Origin of the sequence: Nocardiopsis sp. EMB25 (assembly GCF_026797795.1) — a bacterium.
GTDB lineage: Bacteria > Actinomycetota > Actinomycetes > Streptosporangiales > Streptosporangiaceae > Nocardiopsis > Nocardiopsis lucentensis.
Window position 1 is genome coordinate 5980512 of record NZ_JAMTDN010000001.1, and the last position, 24129, is coordinate 6004640.

At 72.6% G+C, this 24129-nt stretch carries 24 protein-coding genes and 1 tRNA gene; 12 read left to right on the forward strand and 13 right to left on the reverse strand.

All coding sequences use genetic code 11. The features are described 5' to 3' along the window. Nucleotides 1–16: 16 nt before the first annotated feature. From KIK06_RS26630 to KIK06_RS26640, 3 genes are read right to left on the reverse strand one after another with little or no spacing between them, the layout of a single operon-like run. Nucleotides 17–1201: an aminotransferase class V-fold PLP-dependent enzyme gene (locus tag KIK06_RS26630; protein ID WP_268645575.1), complete on the reverse strand. Its 1185-nt coding sequence runs from the start codon at nucleotides 1199–1201 to the stop codon at nucleotides 17–19. A 55-nt stretch (nucleotides 1202–1256) separates the two neighbouring features. Next, a complete protein-coding gene (locus KIK06_RS26635; protein ID WP_017598492.1) occupies nucleotides 1257–2126 on the reverse strand; it encodes a cytochrome c biogenesis CcdA family protein in 870 nt (289 codons plus the stop codon). Next, nucleotides 2123–2722: a redoxin domain-containing protein gene (locus KIK06_RS26640; protein WP_442789803.1), complete on the reverse strand. Its 600-nt coding sequence runs from the start codon at nucleotides 2720–2722 to the stop codon at nucleotides 2123–2125. Before KIK06_RS26640 ends, KIK06_RS26635 begins: the two co-directional genes overlap by 4 nt. A gap of 228 nt (nucleotides 2723–2950) precedes the next feature. On the opposite strand from KIK06_RS26640, the gene KIK06_RS26645 reads away from it, so the two are divergent. Then, nucleotides 2951–3385: a hypothetical protein gene (locus tag KIK06_RS26645; protein WP_268645576.1), complete on the forward strand. Its 435-nt coding sequence runs from the start codon at nucleotides 2951–2953 to the stop codon at nucleotides 3383–3385. 91 nt (nucleotides 3386–3476) lie between these two features. Here KIK06_RS26645 and KIK06_RS26650 read toward each other — a convergent pair whose 3' ends face one another. The 3 genes from KIK06_RS26650 to KIK06_RS26660 are packed head-to-tail and all read right to left on the reverse strand — an operon-like array spanning nucleotide 3477 to nucleotide 6212. Then, nucleotides 3477–4628: a phytoene desaturase family protein gene (locus KIK06_RS26650; RefSeq protein ID WP_268645577.1), complete on the reverse strand. Its 1152-nt coding sequence runs from the start codon at nucleotides 4626–4628 to the stop codon at nucleotides 3477–3479. A 4-nt stretch (nucleotides 4629–4632) separates the two neighbouring features. Next, nucleotides 4633–5538 carry an RNA polymerase sigma factor SigJ gene (gene sigJ, locus KIK06_RS26655; protein ID WP_017598496.1) on the reverse strand — a complete coding sequence of 302 codons (906 nt, stop codon included), beginning with the start codon at nucleotides 5536–5538 and terminating at the stop codon, nucleotides 4633–4635. A 56-nt stretch (nucleotides 5539–5594) separates the two neighbouring features. Next, nucleotides 5595–6212, reverse strand: a complete 618-nt coding sequence (locus KIK06_RS26660; RefSeq protein WP_268646204.1) for a Uma2 family endonuclease — start codon at nucleotides 6210–6212, stop codon at nucleotides 5595–5597. Between the two features lie 173 nt (nucleotides 6213–6385). Here KIK06_RS26660 and KIK06_RS26665 point away from each other — a divergent pair, with 173 nt between their 5' ends. After that, nucleotides 6386–6925, forward strand: coding sequence for a GNAT family N-acetyltransferase (locus tag KIK06_RS26665; RefSeq protein WP_268645578.1), 540 nt, complete (start codon nucleotides 6386–6388; stop codon nucleotides 6923–6925). Between the two features lie 60 nt (nucleotides 6926–6985). Here KIK06_RS26665 and KIK06_RS26670 read toward each other — a convergent pair whose 3' ends face one another. From KIK06_RS26670 to KIK06_RS26695, 6 genes are all read right to left on the reverse strand, one after another. After that, the gene (locus tag KIK06_RS26670; RefSeq protein ID WP_017598499.1) at nucleotides 6986–7192 is read right to left on the reverse strand and encodes a hypothetical protein; all 207 of its coding nucleotides are present in this window, start codon (nucleotides 7190–7192) and stop codon (nucleotides 6986–6988) included. A gap of 78 nt (nucleotides 7193–7270) precedes the next feature. Next, nucleotides 7271–7483: a hypothetical protein gene (locus KIK06_RS26675; protein WP_017598500.1), complete on the reverse strand. Its 213-nt coding sequence runs from the start codon at nucleotides 7481–7483 to the stop codon at nucleotides 7271–7273. A gap of 293 nt (nucleotides 7484–7776) precedes the next feature. Next, nucleotides 7777–8322 carry a hypothetical protein gene (locus KIK06_RS26680; RefSeq protein ID WP_268645579.1) on the reverse strand — a complete coding sequence of 182 codons (546 nt, stop codon included), beginning with the start codon at nucleotides 8320–8322 and terminating at the stop codon, nucleotides 7777–7779. A gap of 177 nt (nucleotides 8323–8499) precedes the next feature. Further along, on the reverse strand, nucleotides 8500–9162 hold the full coding sequence (locus KIK06_RS26685; protein WP_268645580.1) for an NAD(P)-binding oxidoreductase: 663 nt from the start codon (nucleotides 9160–9162) through the stop codon (nucleotides 8500–8502). 129 nt (nucleotides 9163–9291) lie between these two features. Next, nucleotides 9292–10368 (reverse strand): 2-oxoacid:ferredoxin oxidoreductase subunit beta, encoded by a 1077-nt coding sequence (locus KIK06_RS26690; RefSeq protein ID WP_017598503.1) that lies wholly within the window; start codon nucleotides 10366–10368, stop codon nucleotides 9292–9294. Further along, complete coding sequence (locus KIK06_RS26695; RefSeq protein WP_268645581.1) at nucleotides 10358–12211, reverse strand: 2-oxoacid:acceptor oxidoreductase subunit alpha; 1854 nt, start codon at nucleotides 12209–12211, stop codon at nucleotides 10358–10360. The genes KIK06_RS26690 and KIK06_RS26695 overlap by 11 nt, the downstream gene beginning before the upstream one ends. A 533-nt stretch (nucleotides 12212–12744) precedes the next feature. On the opposite strand from KIK06_RS26695, the gene KIK06_RS26700 reads away from it, so the two are divergent. After that, nucleotides 12745–13605 carry a M48 family metalloprotease gene (locus tag KIK06_RS26700; protein WP_268645582.1) on the forward strand — a complete coding sequence of 287 codons (861 nt, stop codon included), beginning with the start codon at nucleotides 12745–12747 and terminating at the stop codon, nucleotides 13603–13605. A gap of 61 nt (nucleotides 13606–13666) precedes the next feature. On the opposite strand, the gene KIK06_RS26705 is transcribed toward KIK06_RS26700, so the two are convergent. Further along, nucleotides 13667–14164, reverse strand: coding sequence for a YajQ family cyclic di-GMP-binding protein (locus KIK06_RS26705; protein ID WP_017598506.1), 498 nt, complete (start codon nucleotides 14162–14164; stop codon nucleotides 13667–13669). A 233-nt stretch (nucleotides 14165–14397) separates the two neighbouring features. Between KIK06_RS26705 and KIK06_RS26710 the strand changes: the two genes are divergently transcribed. The 9 genes from KIK06_RS26710 (at nucleotide 14398) to KIK06_RS26750 (ending at nucleotide 24115) form a co-directional block, all read left to right on the forward strand. Next, a tRNA-Tyr gene (locus tag KIK06_RS26710) sits at nucleotides 14398–14479 on the forward strand. Nucleotides 14480–15069: 590 nt separating this feature from the next. Then, nucleotides 15070–15315, forward strand: coding sequence for a hypothetical protein (locus KIK06_RS26715; RefSeq protein ID WP_017598507.1), 246 nt, complete (start codon nucleotides 15070–15072; stop codon nucleotides 15313–15315). A gap of 57 nt (nucleotides 15316–15372) precedes the next feature. Further along, nucleotides 15373–15621: a hypothetical protein gene (locus tag KIK06_RS26720; RefSeq protein ID WP_017598508.1), complete on the forward strand. Its 249-nt coding sequence runs from the start codon at nucleotides 15373–15375 to the stop codon at nucleotides 15619–15621. A gap of 12 nt (nucleotides 15622–15633) precedes the next feature. Next, a complete protein-coding gene (locus KIK06_RS26725) occupies nucleotides 15634–15882 on the forward strand; it encodes a hypothetical protein (RefSeq protein WP_017598509.1) in 249 nt (82 codons plus the stop codon). A gap of 11 nt (nucleotides 15883–15893) precedes the next feature. Then, entirely contained in the window at nucleotides 15894–16160 is a 267-nt protein-coding gene (locus KIK06_RS26730) for a hypothetical protein (RefSeq protein ID WP_017598510.1), read from the forward strand. A 127-nt stretch (nucleotides 16161–16287) separates the two neighbouring features. Then, nucleotides 16288–16779, forward strand: a complete 492-nt coding sequence (locus KIK06_RS26735) for a hypothetical protein (RefSeq protein WP_017598511.1) — start codon at nucleotides 16288–16290, stop codon at nucleotides 16777–16779. A 139-nt stretch (nucleotides 16780–16918) separates the two neighbouring features. Next, the gene (locus KIK06_RS26740) at nucleotides 16919–18202 is read left to right on the forward strand and encodes a DUF2397 family protein (RefSeq protein ID WP_268645583.1); all 1284 of its coding nucleotides are present in this window, start codon (nucleotides 16919–16921) and stop codon (nucleotides 18200–18202) included. After that, entirely contained in the window at nucleotides 18199–19578 is a 1380-nt protein-coding gene (locus KIK06_RS26745; protein ID WP_268645584.1) for a TIGR02678 family protein, read from the forward strand. Before KIK06_RS26740 ends, KIK06_RS26745 begins: the two co-directional genes overlap by 4 nt. Next, on the forward strand, nucleotides 19532–24115 hold the full coding sequence (locus tag KIK06_RS26750) for an SbcC/MukB-like Walker B domain-containing protein (RefSeq protein WP_268645585.1): 4584 nt from the start codon (nucleotides 19532–19534) through the stop codon (nucleotides 24113–24115). Before KIK06_RS26745 ends, KIK06_RS26750 begins: the two co-directional genes overlap by 47 nt. The last annotated feature ends 14 nt before the right edge of the window (nucleotides 24116–24129 follow it).

Below are 24129 nucleotides of genomic sequence, written 5' to 3' on the forward strand. Positions count from 1 at the left end.
GCGGCACCAGGACGGATCACCCGTCGCCGCGCGCGATCCCGTCGAGCGTGTCCACGGCCCGGTCGATGTCGCCGTGCGAGACGAAGTAGTGCGGTGAGGCGCGCACGACCGCCTCCAGCCCCCGGCGCTCCATGTCGAACCGGGTGGACTCGCGGCGGCTCACCGTGACGGCCACACCCGCGTCCCACAGCGCCGCGGCCACCCGCCTCGGCTCCGCGCCGGCACAGGTGAACGTGACGATCCCGTTGTGGTCGGTCCCGATGTCGGTGACCTCGACACCCTCCACTCCGGCCAGCCCCCGCCGCAGCCGCCCGGCGCGGTCGGCGACGGCGTCGGCGACCGCCTCCAGCCCGAGGTCCAGCGCGTAGCGGGCGGCGGCGATCAGCCCCAGGCGCTCGGCCACGCCGTACTCCCACAGCTGGTGGACGCGGGCGTCGCCGCGGAGCCGGTAGGTGGTGGCGCTGTCCCACTCCGCTCCGGAGTGGTCGACCAGGAGCGGTCGCAGGCGCTCGGCGGCGGAGCGGCGGACCGCGAGGAAGCCGGTGCCCCGGGGCCCGCGCAGCCACTTGCGGCCCGTGCCGGAGAGCATGTCGACCCCCAGGTCGTCCATCCGCACCGGCCGTTGTCCGACGGACTGGCAGGCGTCGAGCAGGACCAGGGCGCCCGCCTCGTGCGCGGCCTCGGCCGCCTCGCGGACGGGGTTGGTCAGCCCGGAGTTGGTCGGTACGTGGACGAGGGAGAGCAGTCTGACGCGCTCGTCCAGCATCTCCCGCAGGGCCCCGACCGACATCGCCCCCGAGGCATCCGAGGGGACGACGTCCACGCGCGCGCCGTGCCGCTCCGCCAGGCGCAGCAGTGCGACGGCGTTCGCTCCGTACTCGGCCTCGGTGACCAGGACGCGGTCCCCCGCGCCCAGGGGAACCGATCCGGCCAGGGTCAGCCACGACCGGGTGGCGCTGTCGGTGAAGGCGACCTCGTCGGGCGCGCAGCCGAGGAGGCCGGCGAACACGGCGTGGCCCGCCTCCACGTCCTCCGCCCGTTCGGCGTAGGCGCGGTAGCCGCCGATCTCCGCCTCGCGCCGCAGGTGGGCGATCACCTCGTCGAGGACGGGGGTGGGCGGCAGGGAGGAGCCGGCGCTGTCGAGGAAGATCCTCCCCTCGCAGCCGGGGGTGTCTGCCCGAGCGGTCTCGATGTCGATCATGCGGGGTCCCTTCCAGGGGGATGCGGAGGGTGGCGGTGTGACGGTGACGGGCATGTCAGCGGCGGCGCGAGCGCCACCACCCGAGTCCGCCGACACCCGTGACGAGGGCCGTGAGGACGAGCGCGGTCCACCACGGGCCGACGGACTCCAGCAGGCGGACCAGCTCCGCCTGCACACGGGTCGCCGCGCCCACGACGGGGTCGTCGGCCGAACCCCCGGAGAACACGCGCAGCTCGAACCACCCGTAGTAGGCCACGTACAGGCCCGCCAGGACGAGCAGTACCCCGCCGGCGCGCGTCACATACGGCATGGCTCGGCGCAGGCGCGAGGCCACCGAGTCCCGGGCCAGCGCGACGGCCACGGTCAGGACGCCGACGACCAGTCCCATGCCCAGCGCGTACGCCAGGAACACGGCCACCACCCCGACCGGGCTGGTCGACCGCAGCGCCGCCGTGGTCAGGGCGAGGAACGGGCCGACCGTGCAGGACAGCGACGCGATCGCGTACGTGATCCCGTAGACCAGGGCCCAGCGGAGGGAGCGGGCGGGCCGCCCCGGGGAGGGCTTGGGCAGCAGCAGTGTGACCTCCCGGCCCGCCGCCAGCCACGCGCCCAGCCCCACCAGGGCCGCGCCGATCACCACCGTCACCCAGGGCAGATGGCGCTCCACCGACAACGCGAGGGGGGTGACGACCAGCCCGAAGCCCGCGAAGACGAAGGTGAAACCACAGGTCATGGCCGCCGTCGTGGCCAGGGCACGCCCCAGCGGGCGCCACCGGGCCCCGCCCGCCGTCGCACCGCCTCCGCCGTCCCCGCCGTCCGAGGCGACCAGGAGCGCCAGGTAGCCGGGCAGCAGGGCGAAACCGCACGGATTGAGTACCGCGAGCATGCCCGCCACCAGGGCGATCGCGATCGGAAGCTGACTCATGACCCCTCGGTGACCGCCGCGACGCGGGCGTCGAGGTCGTCCCCGGTCAGGGTGCCCTGGACCGTCTCGAAGGTCCCGTCGGCGTCGACGAAGGCGAAGGCGGGCTGGCTGGCGACGCCGAAGCCCGACCAGATCGAGCCGTCCTCGTCCGCCAGGTGGGTCATCTCCCCGGTTCCGGTGTCGGAGACGAAGCCGCGCATGGCGTCGACCTCGCCGAGCCCGGCGACGCCGATGAACTCCACGTCGCCGGAGTGCCGCTCGGCCGCTTCGAGCACGCCCGCCGCCTCGCCCCGGCAGACGGTGCACCACGGGGCCCAGAACCACAGCACGGCGGGCTCTCCCGCGAGCGAGGCGCCGGAGAAGCCGTCGCCGTCCACGGTCCGGGTGTCGAACGCCAGCGCGTCGGGGGTCTCCTCGGGGGCGGTGCCGGACCCGGAGGTGTCCGGTCCCGGCGTGTCGGGTGCCTCGGCGGAGCCGTCTCCGGCGCCCTGCCCGGGCTCGGTGGCGGCGCAGGCGGTCAGACCCAGGGTCGCGGACGTCGCCACCGCCGCGAGGATCATCGGGAGGCGGCGGTCGGAGAGGGGCTCGGTCGTCATGGTCACCTCGGGGGACGGTCGCGGGGAGGGGTGGAACCCCAGCGAACCAGACCGCGGCCACGCGGTCCACGGGGGCTCCTCCCCTCCGGGGACCGCGTCCACCGCGGAATGCCGTGAACGGGGGGTCCGACGTGTGACCAACGGCCCGCGCGAGGGTACTCCACTAAGTGAGACGGGTCACATCCCGGGCTCGTGCCATGAGCTCGGATCACCTGGGAGGTGGAGACCATGTCCACGATCGCTCACGCTCGTTCACACGCCATGACGCACGCCTGGAGGGGTGCGGTGGCCGGTGCGATCGGTGGTGTCGTCTTCGGGGTCCTGATGGCCATGACGGGCATGCTGCCGATGGTCGCCATGCTGGTCGGCAGTGAGAACGCGGTCGTGGGTGCGGTGGTGCACCTGGCGATCTCCGTCGTCTTCGGTGTGGTGTTCGGGGTTCTGGCGGGCGCCTACGCCGACCACGTGTGGGCCACCCTCGGGGCGGGCCTGGCCTACGGTGTCGCGCTGTGGGTCGTCGGCGGCCTCATCCTCATGCCCGCGTTGCTCGGCATGGCGCTGTTCCCGATGGGGCAGACGTCCATGATGAGCCTGTTGGGGCACGCCATCTACGGTGTGGTGGCGGGGGCCTCGCTCTACGGCCTGAGCAGGAAGCACGTGTAGTCCGAACCGGGTCCGCCGCCCCGTGTAGCCGCGCCGGCGCCCCCTCCGGGGCGTCGGCGCCGGCGTGCGCCGCGGCGCACGCCACGGGCCCCTACGCCACGGAGGTGCGCGCCCCGGTGACGGCGGCCTCGGCGGCGGCGATCCCGCTGGCGACCGACACCTCGCCCAGCAGCCCGGGCGCCGCCACGGCGTCCCCAGCCAGGTAGACGCCGTCGCCCCGGTCGATCGCGGGCCGGTCCCGCCACGTACGGCCCGGCAGGTCGAGGGCGCCCGTCCGGCCCCGGCACATCTGGTCGCGCCGCCAGGTCGTCCGCTCCCGCCAGCCGGGCAGCGCGCCGTCCAGCAGGCGCTCCATCCGGGCGGTGACCTCGGCACGGGACTCGCCCGCGCGCACCGGGAGCTGCGCCTGGTACAGCCCCTCGCCCTCGGGCGCGATCCCCGGGTCGAGGAAGGAGTAGCACTCGACGAACCCCGACTCGTCGAGGTCGAACACGATCGTCGGATCCTTCGCCCGACCCCGTACCCCCAGGTCCACGAGCAGGGAGTGGCCGCTCTCCCACGCCAACGCGTCGTCACCGAGCAGCGACCGGGCGGCGGCGAGCGAGGTCGCCACGATCGTCGGCGTGCCCGGGAGCTGCGTCACCCGGACGCCGGTCTCGATCCGCACCCCCATCTCACGCGCCCGCGACGCCATGCGTTCCACCAGCGCGCCCCAACCGCCGCGCGGGTAGCGGACGGTGGGGGACTGGAGCGCGGTCACCCGCGTGAAGCGTTCCCACACGAACTCCGCCGAGAGCCGCCCCAGGTCCGCCTCGTAGGTGGTCACGCCCAGGAGGCCGCAGACCGCCCGGGTGGCGGCGGCACCCAGGTTCTCCCGGCCCCACGTGGCGAAGTCCCGGTCGTGCGGGGCCCGCAGCCTCCGCCGCCGGATCGCCCCGAGCAGACCGGCCGACGGCAGGCGACCCACCCGGCCCCCGTGCCGGAACCGCGTCCTGGCGAGGAAGGCCCGGGTCGGCTCGCGGACCGGTGGGAGGAGGCCGCGTTCGGCCAGCCACGTGTACGGCGCCCCGTCGCTGTACAGGGCGTGCGGGCCGTCGTTGACCACGTACGGCGGCTCGGTCGAACGGGCCCTGCCGCCCAGCCGCTCGTGAGATTCCCACAGGGTGACGTTCGCGCCCCTCTCGGCGCCGGCGATGGCCGCGGTCAGTCCGGCGAGGCCACCGCCCACAACGGTGATGTCCATGCCCCTAGGACGAGGCGGGCGTCCGCAGACGTGACATCTTCTCCGGATTGGCGATGAGGTAGACGTGTTGGACCAGGTCATCGACCACGTCCAGCACGAGCAGCGTCACGACGTGGCCGTCCGCCGCGACGTACGCGGCCGGGGCGCCGTTGACCTCCATGACCCCCGTCTCCAGCTCCGCCGGGTCCGCGAGCCCGGCGGAGTCGAGGAAGCGCCGGGCGTTGCGCTCCTGGGCGACGGCGTACAGGAAACCGGCGACCTTCCGGACCCCCTGGAGGACCCGCAGGGGCGCCCTGACCCTTCCGCCGCCGTCGCCGACCAGGGTCGCGTCGTCCGCCAGCAGGGCGGTGAGGCCGTCCAGGTCGCCCTCCAGGCACGCCTGGAGGAAGCGTTCGGTGATCCGGCGCCGGGAACCCCGGTCGGCGTCGAACCGGGGGCGCCGCTCGCGCACGTGGTCGCGGGCGCGCCTGGCGAGCTGCCGGGCGGTGGCCTCCTCGCGGCCGATGACCTCGCCGATGCGCGCGTAGGGGAACTGGAAGGCCTCGCGGAGCACGAAGACCGCGCGTTCGAGGGGGCTGAGGGTCTCCAGGACGACGAGGAGCGCGTACTCCACCGAGTCGGCGAGCTCGGCGTGGTCGGCCGCGTCGGGCAGGTCGCTGACCGGTTCGGGGAGCCACTCGCCGACGTAGGACTCGCGTCGGTGCCGGGCGGAGCGGAGCCGGTCGAGGGCGATCCGGGAGGCGACGGTGACCAGGTAGGCGCGGGGGTCGTCGACGGTGGCGGGGTCGACGCCGCTCCAGCGCAGCCAGGTCTCCTGGGTGACGTCCTCCGCGTCGGCGGCGCTGCCGAGGATGCGGTAGGCCACCCCGGTGAGGAGGGAGCGGTGCTCTTCGAAGACATCGGTGGTCATGTCGCAAAGACGTACCACGGTGCCCCGGGCGTGACATCCCGGGGCGGTGACGGGGGTCACTCGGCGTCGGCGCCGCCCTCCTCGGAGGGGCCGCCGATGTTCTTCCTCCAGGGGCCGCTCGCGACCAGCCAGTGCGGCACGAACCGGACGGGGAAGGGGAGGTCGGTCTCGAAGACCTCCTCGCCGTAGGCCTGGGTGACCTCGCGGTACTGGCCGTCCTCCAACCGGAACTCGACGATGCCGGCCTTGTCGGGCAGCGGGTTGATGATCCAGTAGGACCGGACGCCGAACGCCGCGTACTCCGCGCGCTTGGTGTGGTTGTCGCGGAACACGCTCTCGGGGGACACGATCTCCACGGCGAGCACCGGTGGCACCGTGTAGTAGCCCTGCCCCGGGCGCTCACAGTCGAAGACCGCGAGGTCGGGGATCCGGTGGTGGGTGCCGTCCGGCCTGAGGTTGACGCCCGGACCGGTCAGGACGGCGAACTCCTCCGGAGCCTCGGAGACGAGGTGGTACGTCAGACGAGTGTCCACGTCGGTGTGGATGGGCTTGGGCGCCGGCGACACGTCAAGCCGCCCGTCGACCAGTTCGTACCGCCGTCCGTCGTCCGGCGTGTTCTCCAGATCGTCCACGGTCAGACGCCGCTCGGGTACTTCCGTGTGCCTGATGGTCATGACAGCCATACTGCCTCCTCGGTCGCATGATGACCAGCATGGCGTGGACACGCTCGGTTACCGGCCGGTTTCCCGAAGAAGCCGGATCGATCCTCATGCCACGGACCCCTTGCCCGGCGGCGTGTCGCGCCCCTACCGTGGCGCGCCCGTGGACCGTGTGGAGAGGGGTCCGGGTGTACCGACTGCGGGAGTGGCGTCCCGGCGACGCCGACCGTCTGCTGGAGGCCTTCGAGGACGGGGAACTGGCGCGGCAGACCGTGGTCGTGCCGCGCACGCGCGCGCTGGCGCGGGAGTGGATCGCCCGGTGCCGGGACCGCGCCGCCGGCGGGCGGGCGTTCGCCTTCGCGGTCGTCGGGGGTGACGGGCCGGTCCTCGGCCACGTCGAGGTGGCGGTGACCGACCCGCGCCACGACACCGGCTGGGTGTCCTACTGGGTCCATCCCGCCGAGCGGGGGCGGGGTGTGGCGTCCGCGGGGGCCTCCCTCGTCGCCGAGTACGCCTTCGGCGCCCTGTCCCTGCACCGGTTGGAGCTGGCGCACCGGGTCGACAACCCCGGCTCGTGCGTGGTGGCGCTCCGTGCCGGGTTCCGTCCCGAGGGGGTGCGGCGGGCCCGGTTGCGGTACGGGCCCGAGCGCTTCGACGTCGGGGCGCACGCGCGCCTGGCCACCGACTCGGCGGAGGGCGTCAGTCTGCCGCCGTGCGGTGGCCGATGAGGCGGGAGGAACCGGCGGGGCACGGTGCGCGCCGTGCCCCGCGCTCGCCCCTCAGCGGGATCAGTTGTGGATGTTGTTGTTGGCGTTGCTGTCGATGACGTTGCAGCCGTCCAGGCTGACCAGGGCGAACTGGAGGACGTCGGCGCAGATCGGGACGGTGATGTTCTGGATGTCGGCGTTGTTGTCCGCGGCGGCGGTGCCGGTCAGGGAGCCGAGGGCGAGGCCGGTGGCGAGAACGAGGCCGGCGGCGGTGGAGAAACGCTTCATGGTGTTGGTCCTTGTCGGTTCGCGATGTGATCGTTGGTTCGGTGGAGACCGGTCGGCCTCCGGGATGCGTGCCCGTGGTTAGCGGTGGACGCTGATGTTGCCGTTGGCGTCCTTGTCGACGACGTTGCAGCCGTCGGCGGTCAGGCCCGCGACCTGGATGACGTCCAGGCAGACCGGGATGGTGATGTTCTGGACGTTGGCGTTGTTGTCCGCGGCGGCGGTGCCGGTCAGGGCACCGAGGGCGAGGCCGGTGGCGAGGACGAGCCCGGAGGCCCTGGCGATACGCGTCATGGAGGTCACCTTTCGGAAGGTCCAAAATCGGGTGGCTGTAGCCGCCGGAAATAACTTAGCGTAGTCGAGCGCGTGCTCGGAGTGCTTTCGGGGAAGAATTCAGAGGTTCCTCGGGATTTCTCTGGCCCCGCGCGCGACATGACGGACATGTCACGCCAACACGGCGGCATCCTGTGACCGAACTGAGAACACGGCGTGCGTGGCCCTTCGGCGAGTCCTTCGAGGCCCGACGCGGAAGGCGCGCACGAAAAAGGGCCCGCGCGGCGCGCGAGCCCTTCGGATCGGTGGAGCTGCTACCAGCCCTGCTGCTGCCCGTACCCCGGGTACTGCTGTCCGTACCCCGGCTGCTGCCCGTAGCCGGGCTGCTGCTGGCCATAGCCCGGGTACTGCTGCGGGTCGTACCCCGGGTACTGGTGCTGGTCGTAGCCGGGCTGCTGCCCGTACCCCGGCTGCTGCTGGGCGTAGCCCGCGTACGGGTCGTACGCCTGCTGGGTCCCCGTGTGGGGGTACGCCTGCTGCTGGCCGGAGTGGTCCGGCTGCGGAGCGGGCTGCTGCTGGGCCTCGGCCTGGGCGGCGCCCTGGGCCGCCGACGCGTCCGGCCGGAAGATGAACAGGCGCGAGGCCCTCTCCTCGGACTCGCTCGGCGCGGTCATCTCCAGGCGCCACCCCGCCTCCTCGATCCCCTCAAGGATGCGGGTCAGGCCGGGGCGCAGCTTGCTGTCCTTCTCGTCGTAGGCGTTGACGTCGAGCTGGATGATGAACATCCGGCGCTTCTGCTGCGCGGCGACCTTCGCGTGCTCGACGACCGTGCTGTCCCTCACGACCTGTGTGACGCTCATGAATAACCGTACCCATCTGCTCTGATCGGAGCTGCTTCACCCGCCGGGGGCCTCCCGGTCATCCGCGTCCAGCATGGCGGAACTCCGCCGGGCTCCGGATCCATGATGCCTCCTGTGCGTGCATCTGGCCACAGAACGCCCGAACCGTCCCCCCGAGGCGTGCTCCGCGGAACACGCCTAGGACGCGGCGCCACGGACCGCGTCCGCGACGGGTGTGTGACCGTTCACCAGGTTGAGAGTCCTGCCGACCGTCCCTGGTTCCTCCAACAGGGCGAGGACCACCGCGGCCACGTCGTCACGGGTCACCTCGGCGCGCTCGACGTCCGGGCCGAGCGCCACGAGCCCCGACCCGGGTCCGTCGGTCAGCCGCCCCGGCCGCAGGATCGTCCAGTCGAGCTCCAGGTGGCGCTCCCGCAGGTCGGCGTCGGCGGCGCGCTTGGCCTCGACGTAGGCGGCCCACACCTCGTCGGTGCCCTCGGGGACGGGTTCGTCCACCCCGATGGCCGAGATCTGGACCAGTCGGCGCACACCGGCCAACGAGGCCGCGTCAGCGGTCAGGACGGCGGCCGCGCGGTCCACGGTGTCCTTGCGGGGCGCGCCGCTGCCGGGACCGGCGCCGGCGGCGAAGACCACGCCGTCGGAGTTCATGATCTTCTCGGTCAGCTCGGTGACGGTGGCCTTCTCCAGGTCCACCACCACCGGCTCCGCCCCGGCGTCACGGACGTCCTGGGCGTGGTCGGGGTTGCGGATGAGGGCGACGGGCTCGTCGCCGCGGTCGGCCAGCAGCCTGGCCAGACGCAGCGCGATCTTCCCGTGCCCTCCGGCGATGACGATACGCATGCCCGAAGCGTATTGCCTCGGGTACCGGCCCCGGCCGGGGCGGGGCGGAACCGGGCACCGGGACGGCCCGCGGCCCCGGCCGGGGAGGGCACGGGCCCACGGCCCGCGCCCTCCCCGAGGGCCGTCCGACTACTCGACCGTCCAGGTGTCCCCGCTGGCCAGCAGCGACGCCAGGTCGCCCTCGCCCCGTGCGGCGCGCGCGTCGGCGACCTGCTCGTTCAGCAGCTCGTCGTAGGTGGGGCGCCGCACGTCGCGGAACACCCCGATCGGCACGTGCTCGAACGCGGGCTGGTCCAGCCGGGACAGCGCGAACGCGTACCCCGGGTCCTCGCGGTGCGCGTCGTGCCGGATCAGCCGCTCCTCACCGACGGAGCCGACGTCCACGACCTCCAGCCCGCCGAACTCCCCGGCGACCACGCCCCGGTCCGCCCCCAGTCGGAGCGGTTCGCCGTGCTCCATGCGCAGCAGACGGGTGTCCCGCGAGGACGGGTCCTTGAGCGGCTCGAACGCGTCGTCGTTGAAGATCGGGCAGTTCTGGTAGATCTCCACGAAGGACGCGCCCGGGTGGTCCGCCGCCGCCCGCAGCACCGACGTCAGGTGCTTGCGGTCGGAGTCGACCGTGCGCGCCACGAACCCGGCCTCCGCGCCCAGGGCCAGCGACACCGGGTTGAACGGGTGGTCGAGCGATCCGACCGGCGAGGACTTGGTGACCTTGCCCGGCTCGGAGGTCGGGGAGTACTGGCCCTTGGTCAGCCCGTAGATCCGGTTGTTGAACAGCAGGACGTTGATGTTGACGTTGCGCCGCAGCGCGTGGATGAGGTGGTTGCCGCCGATCGACAGACCGTCCCCGTCGCCGGTCACCACCCACACCGACAGGTCCGGCCGACTGCTCGCCAACCCGGTGGCGATGGCCGGCGCACGCCCGTGGATCGAGTGCATGCCGTAGGTGCTGAGGTAGTAGGGGAACCGGGAGGAGCAGCCGATCCCCGACACGATCACGATGTTCTCCCGTGGGACACCCAGCTCCGGGAGGAAGGACTGGAAGGCCGCGAGGATCGCGTAGTCGCCGCAGCCCGGGCACCAGCGCACCTCCTGACCGGACTTGAAGTCCTTCGCCTTGTAGGCGGCGTCGGTCTTCGGGACCAGGCTCAGCCCGGACGGGCCCGCGCCGTTGCCGTTCACCGCTGCGCCGTTCTCACTCACCACGGTCGATGACCTCCTGAAGCACGCCCGCCAGCTCCTCGGCCCCGAACGGCAGACCGCGGACCTTGTTGTAACCGATGACGTCGACCAGATACCTGCCGCGCAGCAGCAGGGCCAGCTGGCCGAGGTTGATCTCCGGGACCACCACCCGGTCGTAGCGGCGCAGGACCTCGCCGAGGTTGGCCGGGAACGGGTTCAGGTGGCGCAGATGGGCCTGGGCGATCCGTCCGCCCGCGCGCCTGACCCTGCGCACCGCCGCCGTGATCGACCCGTAGGTGCCGCCCCAGCCCAGGACCAGGACGTCGGCGTCGCCGGTCGGGTCGGACACGTCCACCGGGGGGATGTCGCGCGCGATGGCGTCGATCTTGCCCTGCCGGGTGCGGACCATGAGGTCGTGGTTGGCGGGCGTGTAGGAGATGTCGCCCGTCTCGGCGTGCTTCTCGATACCGCCGATCCGGTGCTCCAGCCCCGCCGTGCCGGGCACCGCCCACGGTCGGGCCAGCGTCCCCCCGTCCCGCAGATACGGCAGGAAGGAGTCGTCGGGGCCGTTGGGGCCGGTGGCGAAACCGGGGTCGATCACGGGCAGCGCGTCGACCTCCGGAAGCCGCCAGGGCTCAGAACCGTTGGCCAGGTACCCGTCCGAGAGCATCACCACCGGCGTGCGGTAGGTGACCGCCAGACGGACGGCCTCGACCGCCGCGTCGAAGCAGTCCGCGGGTGAGGACGGCGCCACCACCGGGAGCGGGGACTCGCCGTTGCGGCCGTACAGGGCCATGAGCAGGTCGGTCTGCTCGGTCTTGGTCGGCATGCCCGTACTCGGTCCCGCGCGCTGCACGTCGACCACCACGAGCGGGAGTTCGGTCATGACGGCCAGGCCGACCGTCTCCTGCTTGAGTACCATGCCCGGGCCCGAGGTGGTCGTCACGCCCAGCGCGCCGCCGAACGCCGCGCCCAGCGCCGCGCCGACCCCGGCGATCTCGTCCTCGGCCTGGAACGTGCGCACGCCGAACCGCTTGTGCCGGGACAGCTCATGGAGGATGTCCGAGGCGGGGGTGATCGGGTAGGACCCCAGGAAGAGCGGGAGCCCGGACCGCTGGGACCCGGCGATCAGCCCGTAGGCGGTCGCGAGGTTGCCGGTGATGTTCCGGTAGGTGCCCGAGGGCAGCCGCGCCGGTTTGACCTCGTAGGAGACCGCGAAGTCCTCGGTGGTCTCCCCGAAGTTCCACCCGGCCTGGAAGGCGGTCAGGTTGGCGGCCAGGATGTCGGGCTTGGTGGCGAACTTCGACTTGAGGAAGGACGTCGTGCCCTCGGTCGGCCGGTTGTACATCCAGGACAGGAGGCCGAGCGCGAACATGTTCTTCGCCCGCTGCGCGTCCTTCTTCGAGATGTCGATCTCCGCCAGCGCCTCCACGGTCATGGAGGTCAGCGGTACCGCGCTGACCTTGAACCCGTCGAGTGTGCCGTCGGTGAGGGGGTCGACGTCATAGCCGACCTTGGCCAGGCTGCGTCGGGTGAACTCGTCGGTGTTGACGATGACCGTCGCACCCCGCGGCAGGTCGCCGAGGTTGGCTTTGAGCGCGGCGGGGTTCATCGCCACCAGCACGTCCGGGGCATCGCCCGGGGTCATGATGTCGTGGTCGGCGAAGTGCAACTGGAAGCTGGACACACCGGGCAGGGTCCCGGCGGGGGCGCGGATCTCCGCGGGGAAGTTCGGCAGTGTCGACAGGTCGTTGCCGAACGACGCGGTCTCCTGGGTGAAACGGTCGCCGGTCAACTGCATTCCGTCGCCGGAGTCACCGGCGAAGCGGATGATGACGCGGTCGAGCTGTTCGATCTGTTTGGCCACTGAGATCGACGACCTCCTCGGTGAGCCGCCTGTCGTGTCGGGCGGCGGCGCTCGGTTGTCAGCCCCGGACGAGTCGTGTCGCCTCTGGCGGAACGGCCGGTCCGTGGGCGTGGGGACAGCGTGTGCGGCCCTCGCGGGGACCGGGCGCGCCAACCCGGCCTCGCGTGTCGCGGCGTCGCCGCGGCGGTCGGGTCGTGAAGGGGCCAGCCATCGACGACACGGCCGCTCTCCCACCGGGCCGGGCGGGACCCGGACCGATGTCTGCGGTGCGTGTTCCGCGGACTCCCACCCCGCTCGCGGCGGGCGGAAGTCACCGAACACGCCCTGGTGATAAGGGCCACGTTCGCACTATAGGTCTTCGGCCGCAGTCGGTTCTCTCCTGGGTGGCGATTGTCACAGCGGGTGGGCGGTGGCGGGGTCCGGGGATGTGACGGACAGCTGGTCACATGGGGAACGCAAGACGCCGACCCGCACGTTTGTCACCATGTACGCATCCAAAGCGGGCGCGGATTCGGTTCGGAGGAGGTGGCGGCGTGCACGTCAACGCGGTCCGTGCGGTCGGTCTGTTCGTCGGCGCCGGAGTCCTCCTCGTGGCCGCCGGCTGGCTGTTCGGGGCCGCCGCGGGAGCCCAGTTCTGCCTGGCGCTGGTCGTGTGCGCCGGGGTGCTGGTCCACCTGTTCGGGGAGACCCTGGCGCTGCGCGCGATGCGGGCCCACCCGGTGAGCGAGATCGAGCAGCCGGACCTGTACCGGATCGTCCGCGAACTGGCCACGGCCGCCCGGCAGCCGATGCCCCGGCTCTACCTGTCGCAGGTGCGCACCCCCAACGCCTTCGCCACGGGGCGGAGCCCGAGACGAGCGGCCGTGTGCTGCACCACGGGGCTGCTGCGCACCCTCGACGAGCGTGAACTCCGCGCCGTGCTGGCGCACGAGCTGGCGCACATCCGGGCCCACGACACGGTCATCAGCTCCGTGGTGGTCACCCTGGCCGGGCTCATCACCGCGTTGACGATGGTCACCTTCCTGCTGCCCCTGGGCGACTCGGAGGAGACCGATATGCCCAACCTCCTGGGCGGCCTGCTGCTGGCGCTGCTGGCGCCGCTGGCCGCGGTGGTGGTCCACTGCGGGGCGGGGCGCCGACGGGAGTTCCGGGCCGACGAGGAGGCCGCACGGCTGACCGGTGACCCGGAGGCGCTGTCGAGCGCGCTGCGCAAGCTGGAGGCGGGCGCCCGCGCCTACCCGCTGCCACGGGAACGCCCCCTGATGGCCTCGGCGCATCTGATGACCACCAACCCCTTCCCCTGCGGGATCGGTCGGCTGTTCTCCGCGCACCCGCCGGTGGCCGAGCGCGTGCGGCGGCTGCGCGAGTTGCGTCGCGGCTGGGACCTGGGCTGAGAAGCGCCGCGGCCGTCCTCCCCCGCCTGGGGAGGACGGCCGCGTCCGGCGCCGGGGGCGGTTACCGGTAGTTGACGAACTGGAGGGCCAGGTCGAAGTCCTTGGCCTCGACGAGCTTCATGACGCTCTGGAGATCGTCCTTCTTCTTGGAGCTGACGCGCAGCTCGTCACCCTGGATCTGCGCCTTGACGCCCTTGGGGCCCTCGTCGCGGATGAGCTTGGAGATCTTCTTGGCGTCCTCGGAGGAGATGCCCTCCTTGAGGCTGATGGGGAGGCGGTACTCCTTGCCGGAGGGCTTGGGCTCGTCGGCCGGGTCCAGGACCTTCAGGGAGATCTTGCGCTTGACCAGCTTCTCCTTGAAGACCTCCAGAGCCGCCGTGGCGCGCTCCTCGGAGCCGCTCTTGATCTCGATACCGTTCTCGCCCTGCCAGGCGATGGTGGTTCCGGTGCCCTTGAAGTCGAACCGCTGGGCCAGCTCCTTGCCCGCTTGGTTCAGGGCGTTGTCGACCTCCTGACGGTCGAGTTTGGACACGACGTCGAAACTGGATTCGGCGGCCACGTACGCTCACACCCCGTTGTCTGTCATGGGTAGCGGGCGCTCGTCGGGCGCCCGCGCGGTCTCGTTCGGCCCGTGCCGACAGTCCGGCCGGGCGGGGTCACGAGCTTAGCCGCGTGCTGCCCTGGACGCCCGAAGGCCCTGCTGGGCGCCGGACGGACAAACCGATTTCAGGTTTGGGCCGATCATCCGCTAGTCTCTTACATGCGCCGCGACGAACACGTCGCCGCAGCCCAGGCAGGTTGCCCGAGCGGCCAATGGGAGCGGACTGTAAATCCGTCGGCTTTGCCTTCGAAGGTTCGAATCCTTCACCTGCCACCCTGGGATGAGGCCCCGGTGGCCAGCGGACACGCTGGCCACCGGGGCCTTTCGCGTGTCTGGGGCGGGTGAGCTCCGACGGGAGTGGTGTGCGTCACTCTCCGTGAGTCCTGGCGGGTCTACGCGTGCGCTGTCGTCACTCTCGGTGGATTCGGCCGGTCGCGGATGGATCGCGATGGCGTCACGGGGCGATCACGCTGAGTGATGTTCGGGTTGTGATGGTCGCCTGCCCTCGGCTCTCCGTCCGTACGTCTCTGATCTGCGGTTTCGCCGAAGGGGAGGGCGATCTGGGATCGCTGCCGTGGGGATTGTGGGCGGATATCTCATGTTACGCGCGCCTGGTCGAGTTTGTGTGGCTTGGTGAAGGTGTGCGGCTTTATTCGCTTTCATACGTTAATGGATGGCTGGGGATGTTTCGCGCGCCCCACATAAAGAATGTCAACGACAATCCGGACAAATTGCTTTCCGGGTTTCGGCGTTGACAAAAAACAGGGGCCGGATGATGATTGCTCCAGTCCACCGCGACACAGGTGCAAGAAGCGCCTGCGTCTTTTTCTGTCAACACCTCGCATTGATTCTCGGGGGAAGTCATGATCAAGAAGATGGCCGCTGCTGGCCTGGTCGCCGGTGCCGCGATGGGCGCGATCCTCACGGGGGCTCCCGCTTTCGCCTCCCACGGTGGCGACCAGCAGTTCAACCAGAACCTGCAGGTGGTTCCGATCCAGTCCTGCAACCTGACCGGCAGCGTCGGTCTGGTTGCCGTCACCATCCCGATCCTGTCGCCGCAGACCACCGGCGACTGCACGAACGGGCCCGTCGGCACCAACATCAGCTAGTTTCCGGCAATTCGCCAGACCGAGACAGTTCACAATCTTTTCTGAAGGGTAATGCAAATGCTGCGTAAGCTCGGTGTTGCCGGCCTCATCGCTGGCGCCGCTTTCGGCGTGGTTCTCTCCGGTTCCCCGGCCTCCGCGGACTCGCACGGCGGTCACCAGCAGTACAACCAGAACCTGCAGGGCATCCCGGTTCAGCTGTGCAACACCAGCGCGGCCGTCGGCCTGGTGGCCGTCAACGTTCCGGTCCTGTCGCCGCAGACCACCGGCGACTGCACCAACGGCCCGGTCTCCACCAACATCCGCTAGGGGTTAACCGACATGCTGCGCAAGATCACCACCGCCGGCGCCGTCGCCGGAATCGCTCTGGGCGCCATCCTGGCCGCCACGCCCGCCTCCGCTTCGCACGGCGGCGACCAGCAGTACAACCAGAACCTGCAGGTCGTTCCGGTTCAGCTCTGCAACACCGAGCTGGCCGTGGGCCTCCTGGCCGGTGTCAACATCCCGATCCTGTCGCCGCAGACCACCGGCGACTGCGTCAACGGGCCCACGCACACCAACATCGACTAGGAGATCCGGCGATGCTGCGTAAGCTCACCGTGACCGGTGCCATCGTGGGGATCGCGTTCGGGGCGGCTCTGGCGGCCTCCCCGGCCTCGGCCTCGCACGGCGGCGACCAGCAGTTCAACCAGAACCTGCAGGTCGTTCCGGTTCAGCTCTGCAACACCGAGCTGGCCGTGGGCCTCCTGGCCGGTGTCAACATCCCGATCCTGTCGCCGCAGACCACCGGCGACTGCGTCAACGGGCCGGAGAGCACCAACCTGAGCCACGGGGGCGGCGGGTACTAGTCCCCGAGTGGCGGGGCCTGACGGCCCCACAGTGACGGAAAAGAGCGGTTCGAAGGCCCCCCGGCGTGTGCTGGGGGGCCTTCTCGCTGTTCAGGGGCATGATGGGGGTCACACGGAGGAGGTCGGAATGAAGCGTGCCCTTCTGAGCGGTATCGCCCTTGTCCTGCTGACGGCCTGCGGAGAGCAGGTGGCCACGCCCAGGGAGCCCGAGGGCGGGGGCACGTCCCCGGACGACGGCGGGACGCCGAACTCCGGCGACGCCGACGGCGGGACCCACGTCTTCAACCGGCACGGCGACGCCGAGGGATACCCCGACCAGGAACCCCGGGACTACGTCGCCACCGAGTTCACCACCTTCACCCGGATGAACTGGGAGGACTGGTCCGAGGGCACCGCGCGGGGGCACGGCGAGCTCTCCGGTACCTGGTGCTTCGAGCAGGGCTGCGTGGACGATCCCTACGAGGTGGACGTCGAGCTCTCCGACCCGAAGGAGGTCGACGGCACCGCGTACTTCTCCACCTACACGATCAGCGACCCCGCCGGGGACATGCCCGCTGACGCCCGCGAGGCGATGGAGGCCGCCGACGGTGGCCGACTGGACCTCCCACCGGAGGAGTGACCGTGTGACTCGGAATAGGCCCAAACTTCCGAAAAAGTACATAGTCCCTGCTCAGGACGGGTGATGGAGGTGGCTCAGCCGAGCCATACGGGGCCGATCCGGGCGTGGCGCGTCCGTGAGGTCTCTACTCTGCTGAGTTGTGGGACTCAAGGAGCGTCCGCAGGACGGCGCGCACGACGGAAACGGCCCCGGCGATCAGCCGACGCCACGGCACGGCCGCGCGGCTCTGCTGCGCCTGGCCTCCTGGTTCGAGGAGGCCGAACCCGACCGTGCCGACGCACTGGCCACCGCCGCCTACGGCCTGTACGCCTCCCTCCACCTCGGGGGCCGCGCGGACGACGTCGTCGCCGCCACGACCAGTTGGTGGCAGGCCGACCCCGATCGCAGTCCGGTCACCGAACGCCCCGGCACCCGCCCGCCCGAGCCCGTTCGCGACCATCGCGCCCAGCGCGCCCGGCTTCGCGACGCGGCCGAGTCCTCCGCCCACTGGCGCCGCGCGGGAGCCGCGCAGGTGCGGTCCCTGCTCACCGAGCCCACCGGGGCTCGGGCCAGCCTGGACCTGTCCGGGGCCGGGATGGAGGTCCTCATGGAACTCCTCACCGCGGCTCTCGGTTCCGGCGACGCGAGCCACCGCCCCACGTCCGCCGGGGACCTGGAGTTCTCCCTGCGACTGCACGTGGTCCCCGAGCCGGGAGCGGAGGTCACCGTCCTGGGGGAGGGCGGCGAGCTGTCCCTGGAGGGGCTGCGCCTCTGCGTGACCCCCTACGAACAACACGTCGTCGAACTCCCGCCCCTCCCGGCCCCCCTTCCCGAGCCCGCCGCCCAGGAGCCCCCCGGCCCCCGGGACGCCGTGGCACGGGGGGGCTCCTCCGGCGCTGACGGAGCCTCGGAGTCCCCGGACGTCCTCACCTCCGGCGAGGCCGACCAGCCCCAAACCGCCACGGAGCTCCTCACGTCCCTCCTGCCCCAGGACAACGCTGGGCACCCGCAGCACCCTGAGGCCTCCGACGCCGTGTCGGGGCCCGACGGGTCGACCGAGCCCGCCGAGCCGTCCGAGACGCGGGGCGCGGACGTCCCGCGGGAGACGTCGGACTCCGACGTGGCTCCGGTCGCCACGGCACCTGACGGCACGCCCGCACCAGAGACGCCCCCCGCCGGGGAGGGGCCGTGGGCCGCCCCGGAGGTCCGACCGGACCCCACGGACGCGGACGCGGACGCCGACACCGGCCCCATCCCCGTCGTCCCGACGGAGGTTCCCGGCGCCGGTCCGGCGACGCCGGTCGACACCCCCGGGCCGGACGACGGAGAGACCGAGGATCCTCGGGACGTCCCGCCCTCCGGGGCGGGCGCCAACCCCGACAACGAGACCACCGGACCGATCGACCTGTCCGCGCACCGGCGCGACGCCCACCAAGGGGGGTGAAGGAGACGGACACCTACAGCGAGGACGCCGCCCTCATCGGCGAGCGCCAGGCGGCCGCTCGCGCGCTCATGGCGCGTCCGCTGATCACCGCGCGTACCCACCCGGCCGAATTCGCGCTCGTGCGCTCCCACGCCGAGTGGCTCATCCAGCGCTTCCAACGCGTGCTCGGCTACCGGCTGACCGTCGCCGACGACCACGCGCGCCTCGCCAAGCGCGGGCTCGTCACCGAGGTCACCCGACCCCACACCCGGCACACCGGCGCCCGCTTCACCCCCCGTGCGCACACCTACCTGGCACTGTCCCTGGCGGTCCTGCTGGAGGAACCGGCGGCCGTCCCCGCCCGGACACTCGCCACCCGCGTCCGCTCCGCTGGGCGAGAGGCCGGTGTCGACGCCGACCCCGCGCGCGGGCTCGGGGAACGCCGCGCGTTCTGCGCCGCCCTGACCCGGCTGGTCGACCTCGGCGCCCTCACCGAAGTGTCCGGAACCGTCGCCGACCACCGCGCCGACGCCACCGCAGACCCCCTCCTGCGCCCGGAACACCACGTGCTCCGTTCCGTCGTCGCACACCCGCCCCACGCGGACGACACCCCCGACACCTTCCTCGCGGAGGCGGTCGACCCCGACCCCTCCGGGGACCACGCGGGGGAGATCGCCCTGCGCCGTCTGCTCGCGGAGACCGCCGTCGTCTACCGTGAGGAGCTCCCCGACCGCCAACGCGACCGACTCGTCGCCCACCAGTGGCGCGCGGCCGCCGCCCTCGCCAACCTCCTCGGCGTCGACACCGAGGTCCGCGCCGAGGGCGTCGCGCTCGTCTCCCCCGACGAGGCCGCCCCGCACGCCGCGTTCCCCTCCGGCGACCCCGTCGGCCAGACCGCCCTCGCCCTGGTCCGACACCTCTCCGGCCGCCTGCACCCCGGCCGACCCACCACCTCCGTCCCCGTCCCCGAACACGAACTGGAGACCGCGCTCGACACCCTGTGCGCCGAGGGGACCCCCGAACGGGCCGAGTGGGCCCGCACGGCCGGACCCGAGATCCCCGATCCGGCCCGGCTCCGCTCACGGGTGCTGATCCTGTTGGCCGACCTCGGCCTGATCCGCGGCGGCCCCGGCCACCGGCGGCTCACCGCCGCGGCCGCGCGCTACGGCGCCGACACGGACGAGCGCGTCCTCCGGATCCAGGACAATGACGACAACAGCCGGACACACCCCGACGAAACGAGTGGCGCCGACCCCGGCGCGCCCGGGGCCCCCGCCGACCCCCACGGTGATCTGAGCCGCGTGGCGTCCGTGCTGCAAGCGGTGGCGAACGAGAAGGTGAGCGCGACCAGTGGTGACCCAGGAGACGAGCGAGACCCCCGGAACGGTTCCGACTGACCCGGCCAGCGCGCCCCGCTACCGTCTCGAACGGGCGGGCATCCGCAACGTCTGGCAGTACGACGACCAGGTCCTCGACTTCGCCGAGGGGCGGCTTCTGCTGCGCGGCCGCAACGGCGCGGGCAAGTCCAAGGCCCTGGAGATGCTGCTGCCCTTCCTCCTGGACGGGGACGTCCGCCGCCTGGACACCACCGGCACGAACCGCACCAGCCTGCGCTGGCTGATGGCCGACGGTCCCCGGGCGGGCCGCGGCCCCGGCCCCGAGGAGACCGGCCCCGACCTGCTGGGCGGCGCCGACCCGGACGAACCCGCCGACCAGGACGACGACACGGAGGGCACCGGACCCGCCACACGCCTGGGCTACCTGTGGGTCGAGTTCACCACCGCGCGGGGCGACCGCGGCCTGGACGCCGTCGGGCGCGGCACCCCCCGGGAACGGGACGACTCCGCGGGCGGTCCGGCCGCTCCGCCCCGCCACCTCACCCTCGGCGCCGCCGTCCTGGCCGTCGGCGACGCCGACCCGCGCTGCGTGTTCTTCGTCACCGAGCGCCGCGTCGGGCGCGACCTGGAGCTGGTCACCGACGGCCGTCCCAAACCCATCGACCGCCTGCGCTCCGAGATCGGCGCCGACCACTGCTTCACCAGCCCGGTCGCCTACCGGGCCCGTGTCATGAGCGCCCTCTTCGGCATCGACGACTCCGTTCGCTACCGCAACCTCGTCCACCTGCTCTACCGTCTGCGCAGGCCCACCATCGGCGACCGCCTCGAAGCGGGGGAACTCGTCAGCGTCCTGTCGGAGGCCCTGCCACCGATGGACGAGACCGTCCTCGACGAGGTCGCCCGCAACATCGCCGACCTGGAACAGGCCCGCGCCGAGAAGAACGCCCTCACCCGCGCCGACACCGGGGTCGCCGACTTCCTCACCGACTACCGCGGCTACCTGGTGCACGCCCTGCGCGCCCGCGCCACCGCGGTCCGCGAGCGCCTCGACGCCTGCGCCGAGCGCACCGCCGAAGCCGACCGCCTACGCGCCGAACTCGACGAACTCGTCACCGCCGAGGGACGCGTCTCCGAGGAACGCGACCAGGCTCGCCGTACCCGCGACACCGCCGACGCCGACGGCGGTACCCTCGCCGCGGCCCGGGGCGGGGGAGCGACCGCGACCGACAACGAACGCCGCGCCTACGACGCGGCCGTCGGCGCCTACATCCGCGCCGCCGAGGCCGCCTGGGTCGCCGCGGAACACGCCGAGCGCACCGAGAACCACGCCGTGGAACGGCTCGGCGAGGACACCAGCGCCATCGAACGCGCCCTCGACGTCCTCCGGCAGACCCACGCCGAGGCCACCCGCGCCGCGGTGGCCGCCGGGATCGACCCCGACGCCCTCGGCCGTGTCCCCGACACCGACGCCCGCGTCCACGCCCCCCGCGAGAGCACCACCCGCGTCGACCTCCAGGGACTGGAGCAGGCCGTCGAACGCCCGCCCGTCGACGGCGTCGACCTCGACGCCCTGCGCGAGCACCTCGGCCGCCTCCACGACCGATTCACCTCGGCCGCCGCCCTCGCCGACGACCGCAGCGACGCCGCCACCCGCCTCACCGGCCTCACCACGGACGAGGCCACCGCCGACCGCCGCCTGGTCGCCCTCACCAGCGAGGCGGAGAGCGCCGAGGCCCACCTCGAACACGCGCACACCCGCGAACGCGACGCCATCGACCTCCTGCGCGAGGAGAGCGCCGACTACGCCGAGGGCGTCCGCGCCTGGACCGCCCGCCTGCGCGACTCCAGCCACGCCCACGCCCTGGGTGAGGCCATCCACGAACTGGAGGGCAGTGTCGAACTGCCCATCAGTGAGGACCTGCGGGTCCTGGCCGCCGACGTGCCCGCCACCGTCTCCCGCTTGGCCCACGCCGCCGTCGACCCGCTCCTGGAGGAGCTCCGAGCCCGCCGCGACGTCGCCGTGGGGGAGGAGGGCCAGCTCTCCGACGAACTCCACGAACTCGCCGACCGCCGCACCCGGAACACCGGCCACGCCCCCGAGCGCCCCGCCTGGGCCACTCACCCCCGTCCCGAAGGCGAGGGCGTCGCCTTCCACCTCGCCGTCGACTTCGTCGAGACGCTCACCCACGACCAACGCGCCGGACTCGAAGCCGCCCTCGAGGCCAGCGGGCTGCTCACCGCGTGGATCCGCGCGGACGGCACCCTCCACGACCCCGCCACACGCGACGTCGTCCTCACCCCCGCGCGCCCCGCCAAGGGCCGCACCCTCCTCGACGCCCTCGTCCCCGTCGCCTCCCCCGACACCGGCGTCAGCCACGACACGCTGCGTACGCTGCTGTCCTCCATCGCGCTGCGCTCCGAGGCCCAGGACGCCGCCGAGGACTCCGAACCCAAGCACCGCCGCGACGCCTCGGTCGCCACCGTCAGCTCCATGACCCTCGGCGGCGGGTGGCGCCTCGGCGTCGCCTCCGGGGCGCACCACAAGTCCGACCCCGAGTTCATCGGCGAGGCCGCCCGCAAACGCGCCCGCGACCGCCAACTGGCCAACACCGAACGGCGCAGGGACATCGCCGAGGCGCTGCTCTCCGAGGCGGGGGAACGCCGCTGGGCCGTGGAGAGCTCCTACGCCGAACTCCTGAAGGTCTCCCGGGACCTCCCCGACCCCGCTCCGCTGGTCCGTGCCTGGGCCACCCTCGACGTCGCCCGAGCCGACGTGGCCGCCGCCCGCCGCGCCCACGACATCGCCCAGACCGCCGCCGACGAAGCCCGGGCCGAGCTCCTCGACATCCGCGCCCGGCTTCGCGAGGCCGCCACCTCCCACGCGGGGTCCCCGGCGCACCCGCTCCCGACCGTGCGCGCCGAACTCGACAGCACCCTGCGCGCCCTCGACCACCTGCGCGTCCTGGTCGCCACAGCGCTGCGCGACCTCGACGTTCTGGCCTGGGGCCTGGCCGACCACGAGCGCCACGTCGCAGCCTGGGCGCGTGCCCGCTCCGACCGTGTGCTGGCCGAGGACGCCCGGGCCGCCGCCATCGACGACATGATCACGGTCCGCCGCCAGATCGAACTGGGCGACCGCGCCCGCGGCGTGCCGGAGGACCAGCTCGACGCCGCCCGCGAACAGGTCCGGGCCCGGTCCGAGGAGGCCGCCGCCCGGCTGCCCGAACTCGAACGCGCCGCCCAGCGCGCCCGTGACGACCGCGTCAGCGCGGAGGCCCGCCTCGCCGCCGCCACCCGCGAACGGGCCGAACAGGTCCGCCTGGCCCTCGTCAGCGGGGACGCGCTCGTCTCCGCGGTCACGGTCGGCGCCGCAGCCTCCGGAGACGCACCCGACGCCGTCCTGCTCGGTGCCGCGGGCCTCGCCGCCTGCGCGGCCGCCGACGCGCCCCTGGCCCGCTACCTCGCCGCCCGCGCCGAGGGCGCCGTTCCGTCTGAGGGCGCCGGCGCCGGCACCGACGACCCGGTGGCCACCGCGGCCCCCGCCGCGCCGCCCGGCCCCGACACCCGCCTCGCCCTGCTGGAGGCCTTCGTGGCCCAGTTGGAGGAGGGGCTCGCCGGGCAGGACGGTGTCGCCGACGTCGACGACAGCGCGATCCTCGGCAGCCGCGAGGAGCTGCGCCGCCTGCTCACCTCGGTCGGCTGGTCCCAGACCCGCACCGAACTCAGCGAACCGCGCGGCCTCAAGCGGCTCACCGTCCACGACGAGGACGGGACCCACGACGTCACCGTCTACGCGGAACGCGTCACGGCCGCCGCCGCGCGCGCCGAGGAGACCGTCGCCATCGCCGAGGAAGAGGCCTTCGAACGGCACCTGCTCGGTGAACTCGCCGGCCACCTCTCCCGCCAGATCGACGAGGCGCGTCGCCTCATCGCCACCATGAACGGCGTGCTCAAGGACGTCACCACCTCCGCCGGTCTCGGCGTCCGCCTGGACTGGGACCTGGCCCCCGACGCGGGAGCCGACATCGAGGCCGTCGTCCCGCTCCTGGCCACCCCCGCCGAGAAACGCACCCGCGTCCAGACCACCCGCCTGCGCGACGCCCTGCGCCGCTGCATCGAGGCGATCCGCCGACTCGACCCCACCGCCACCGGCGGCGCCCAGCTGCGCGCGGCCCTGGACTACCGTTCCTGGTTCGCGTTCACCGTCTACGTCACCGACGGCAGCGGGGACGAGCGCAGGCTCGGCCACCGGACCGCCCTCAGCCAGGGGGAGCAGCGGGTCGTGGCCTACCTGGTGCTGTTCGCCGCGGCGGCCGCCCAGTTCGACGCCCTCGGCGCCCACGCCCCCTGGGCTCCCCGGCTCATCCTGCTCGACGACGCGTTCGCCAAGGTCGACGAGCCCACGCACGGGCGCCTGCTCGGCCTGCTCGTCGAACTCGACCTCGATTTCGTGCTGACCTCCGAACGGGTGTGGGGCTGCTTCGCCAGCGTGCCGAGCCTCAACATCTACGAGTGCCTGCGCGACCCCGACGTCCCCGGTATCGCCACCCTGCACTTCACCTGGGACGGGAGCAGGCGCAGGCTGGTCGGCGTGTGAGCGGGGAGAGAACG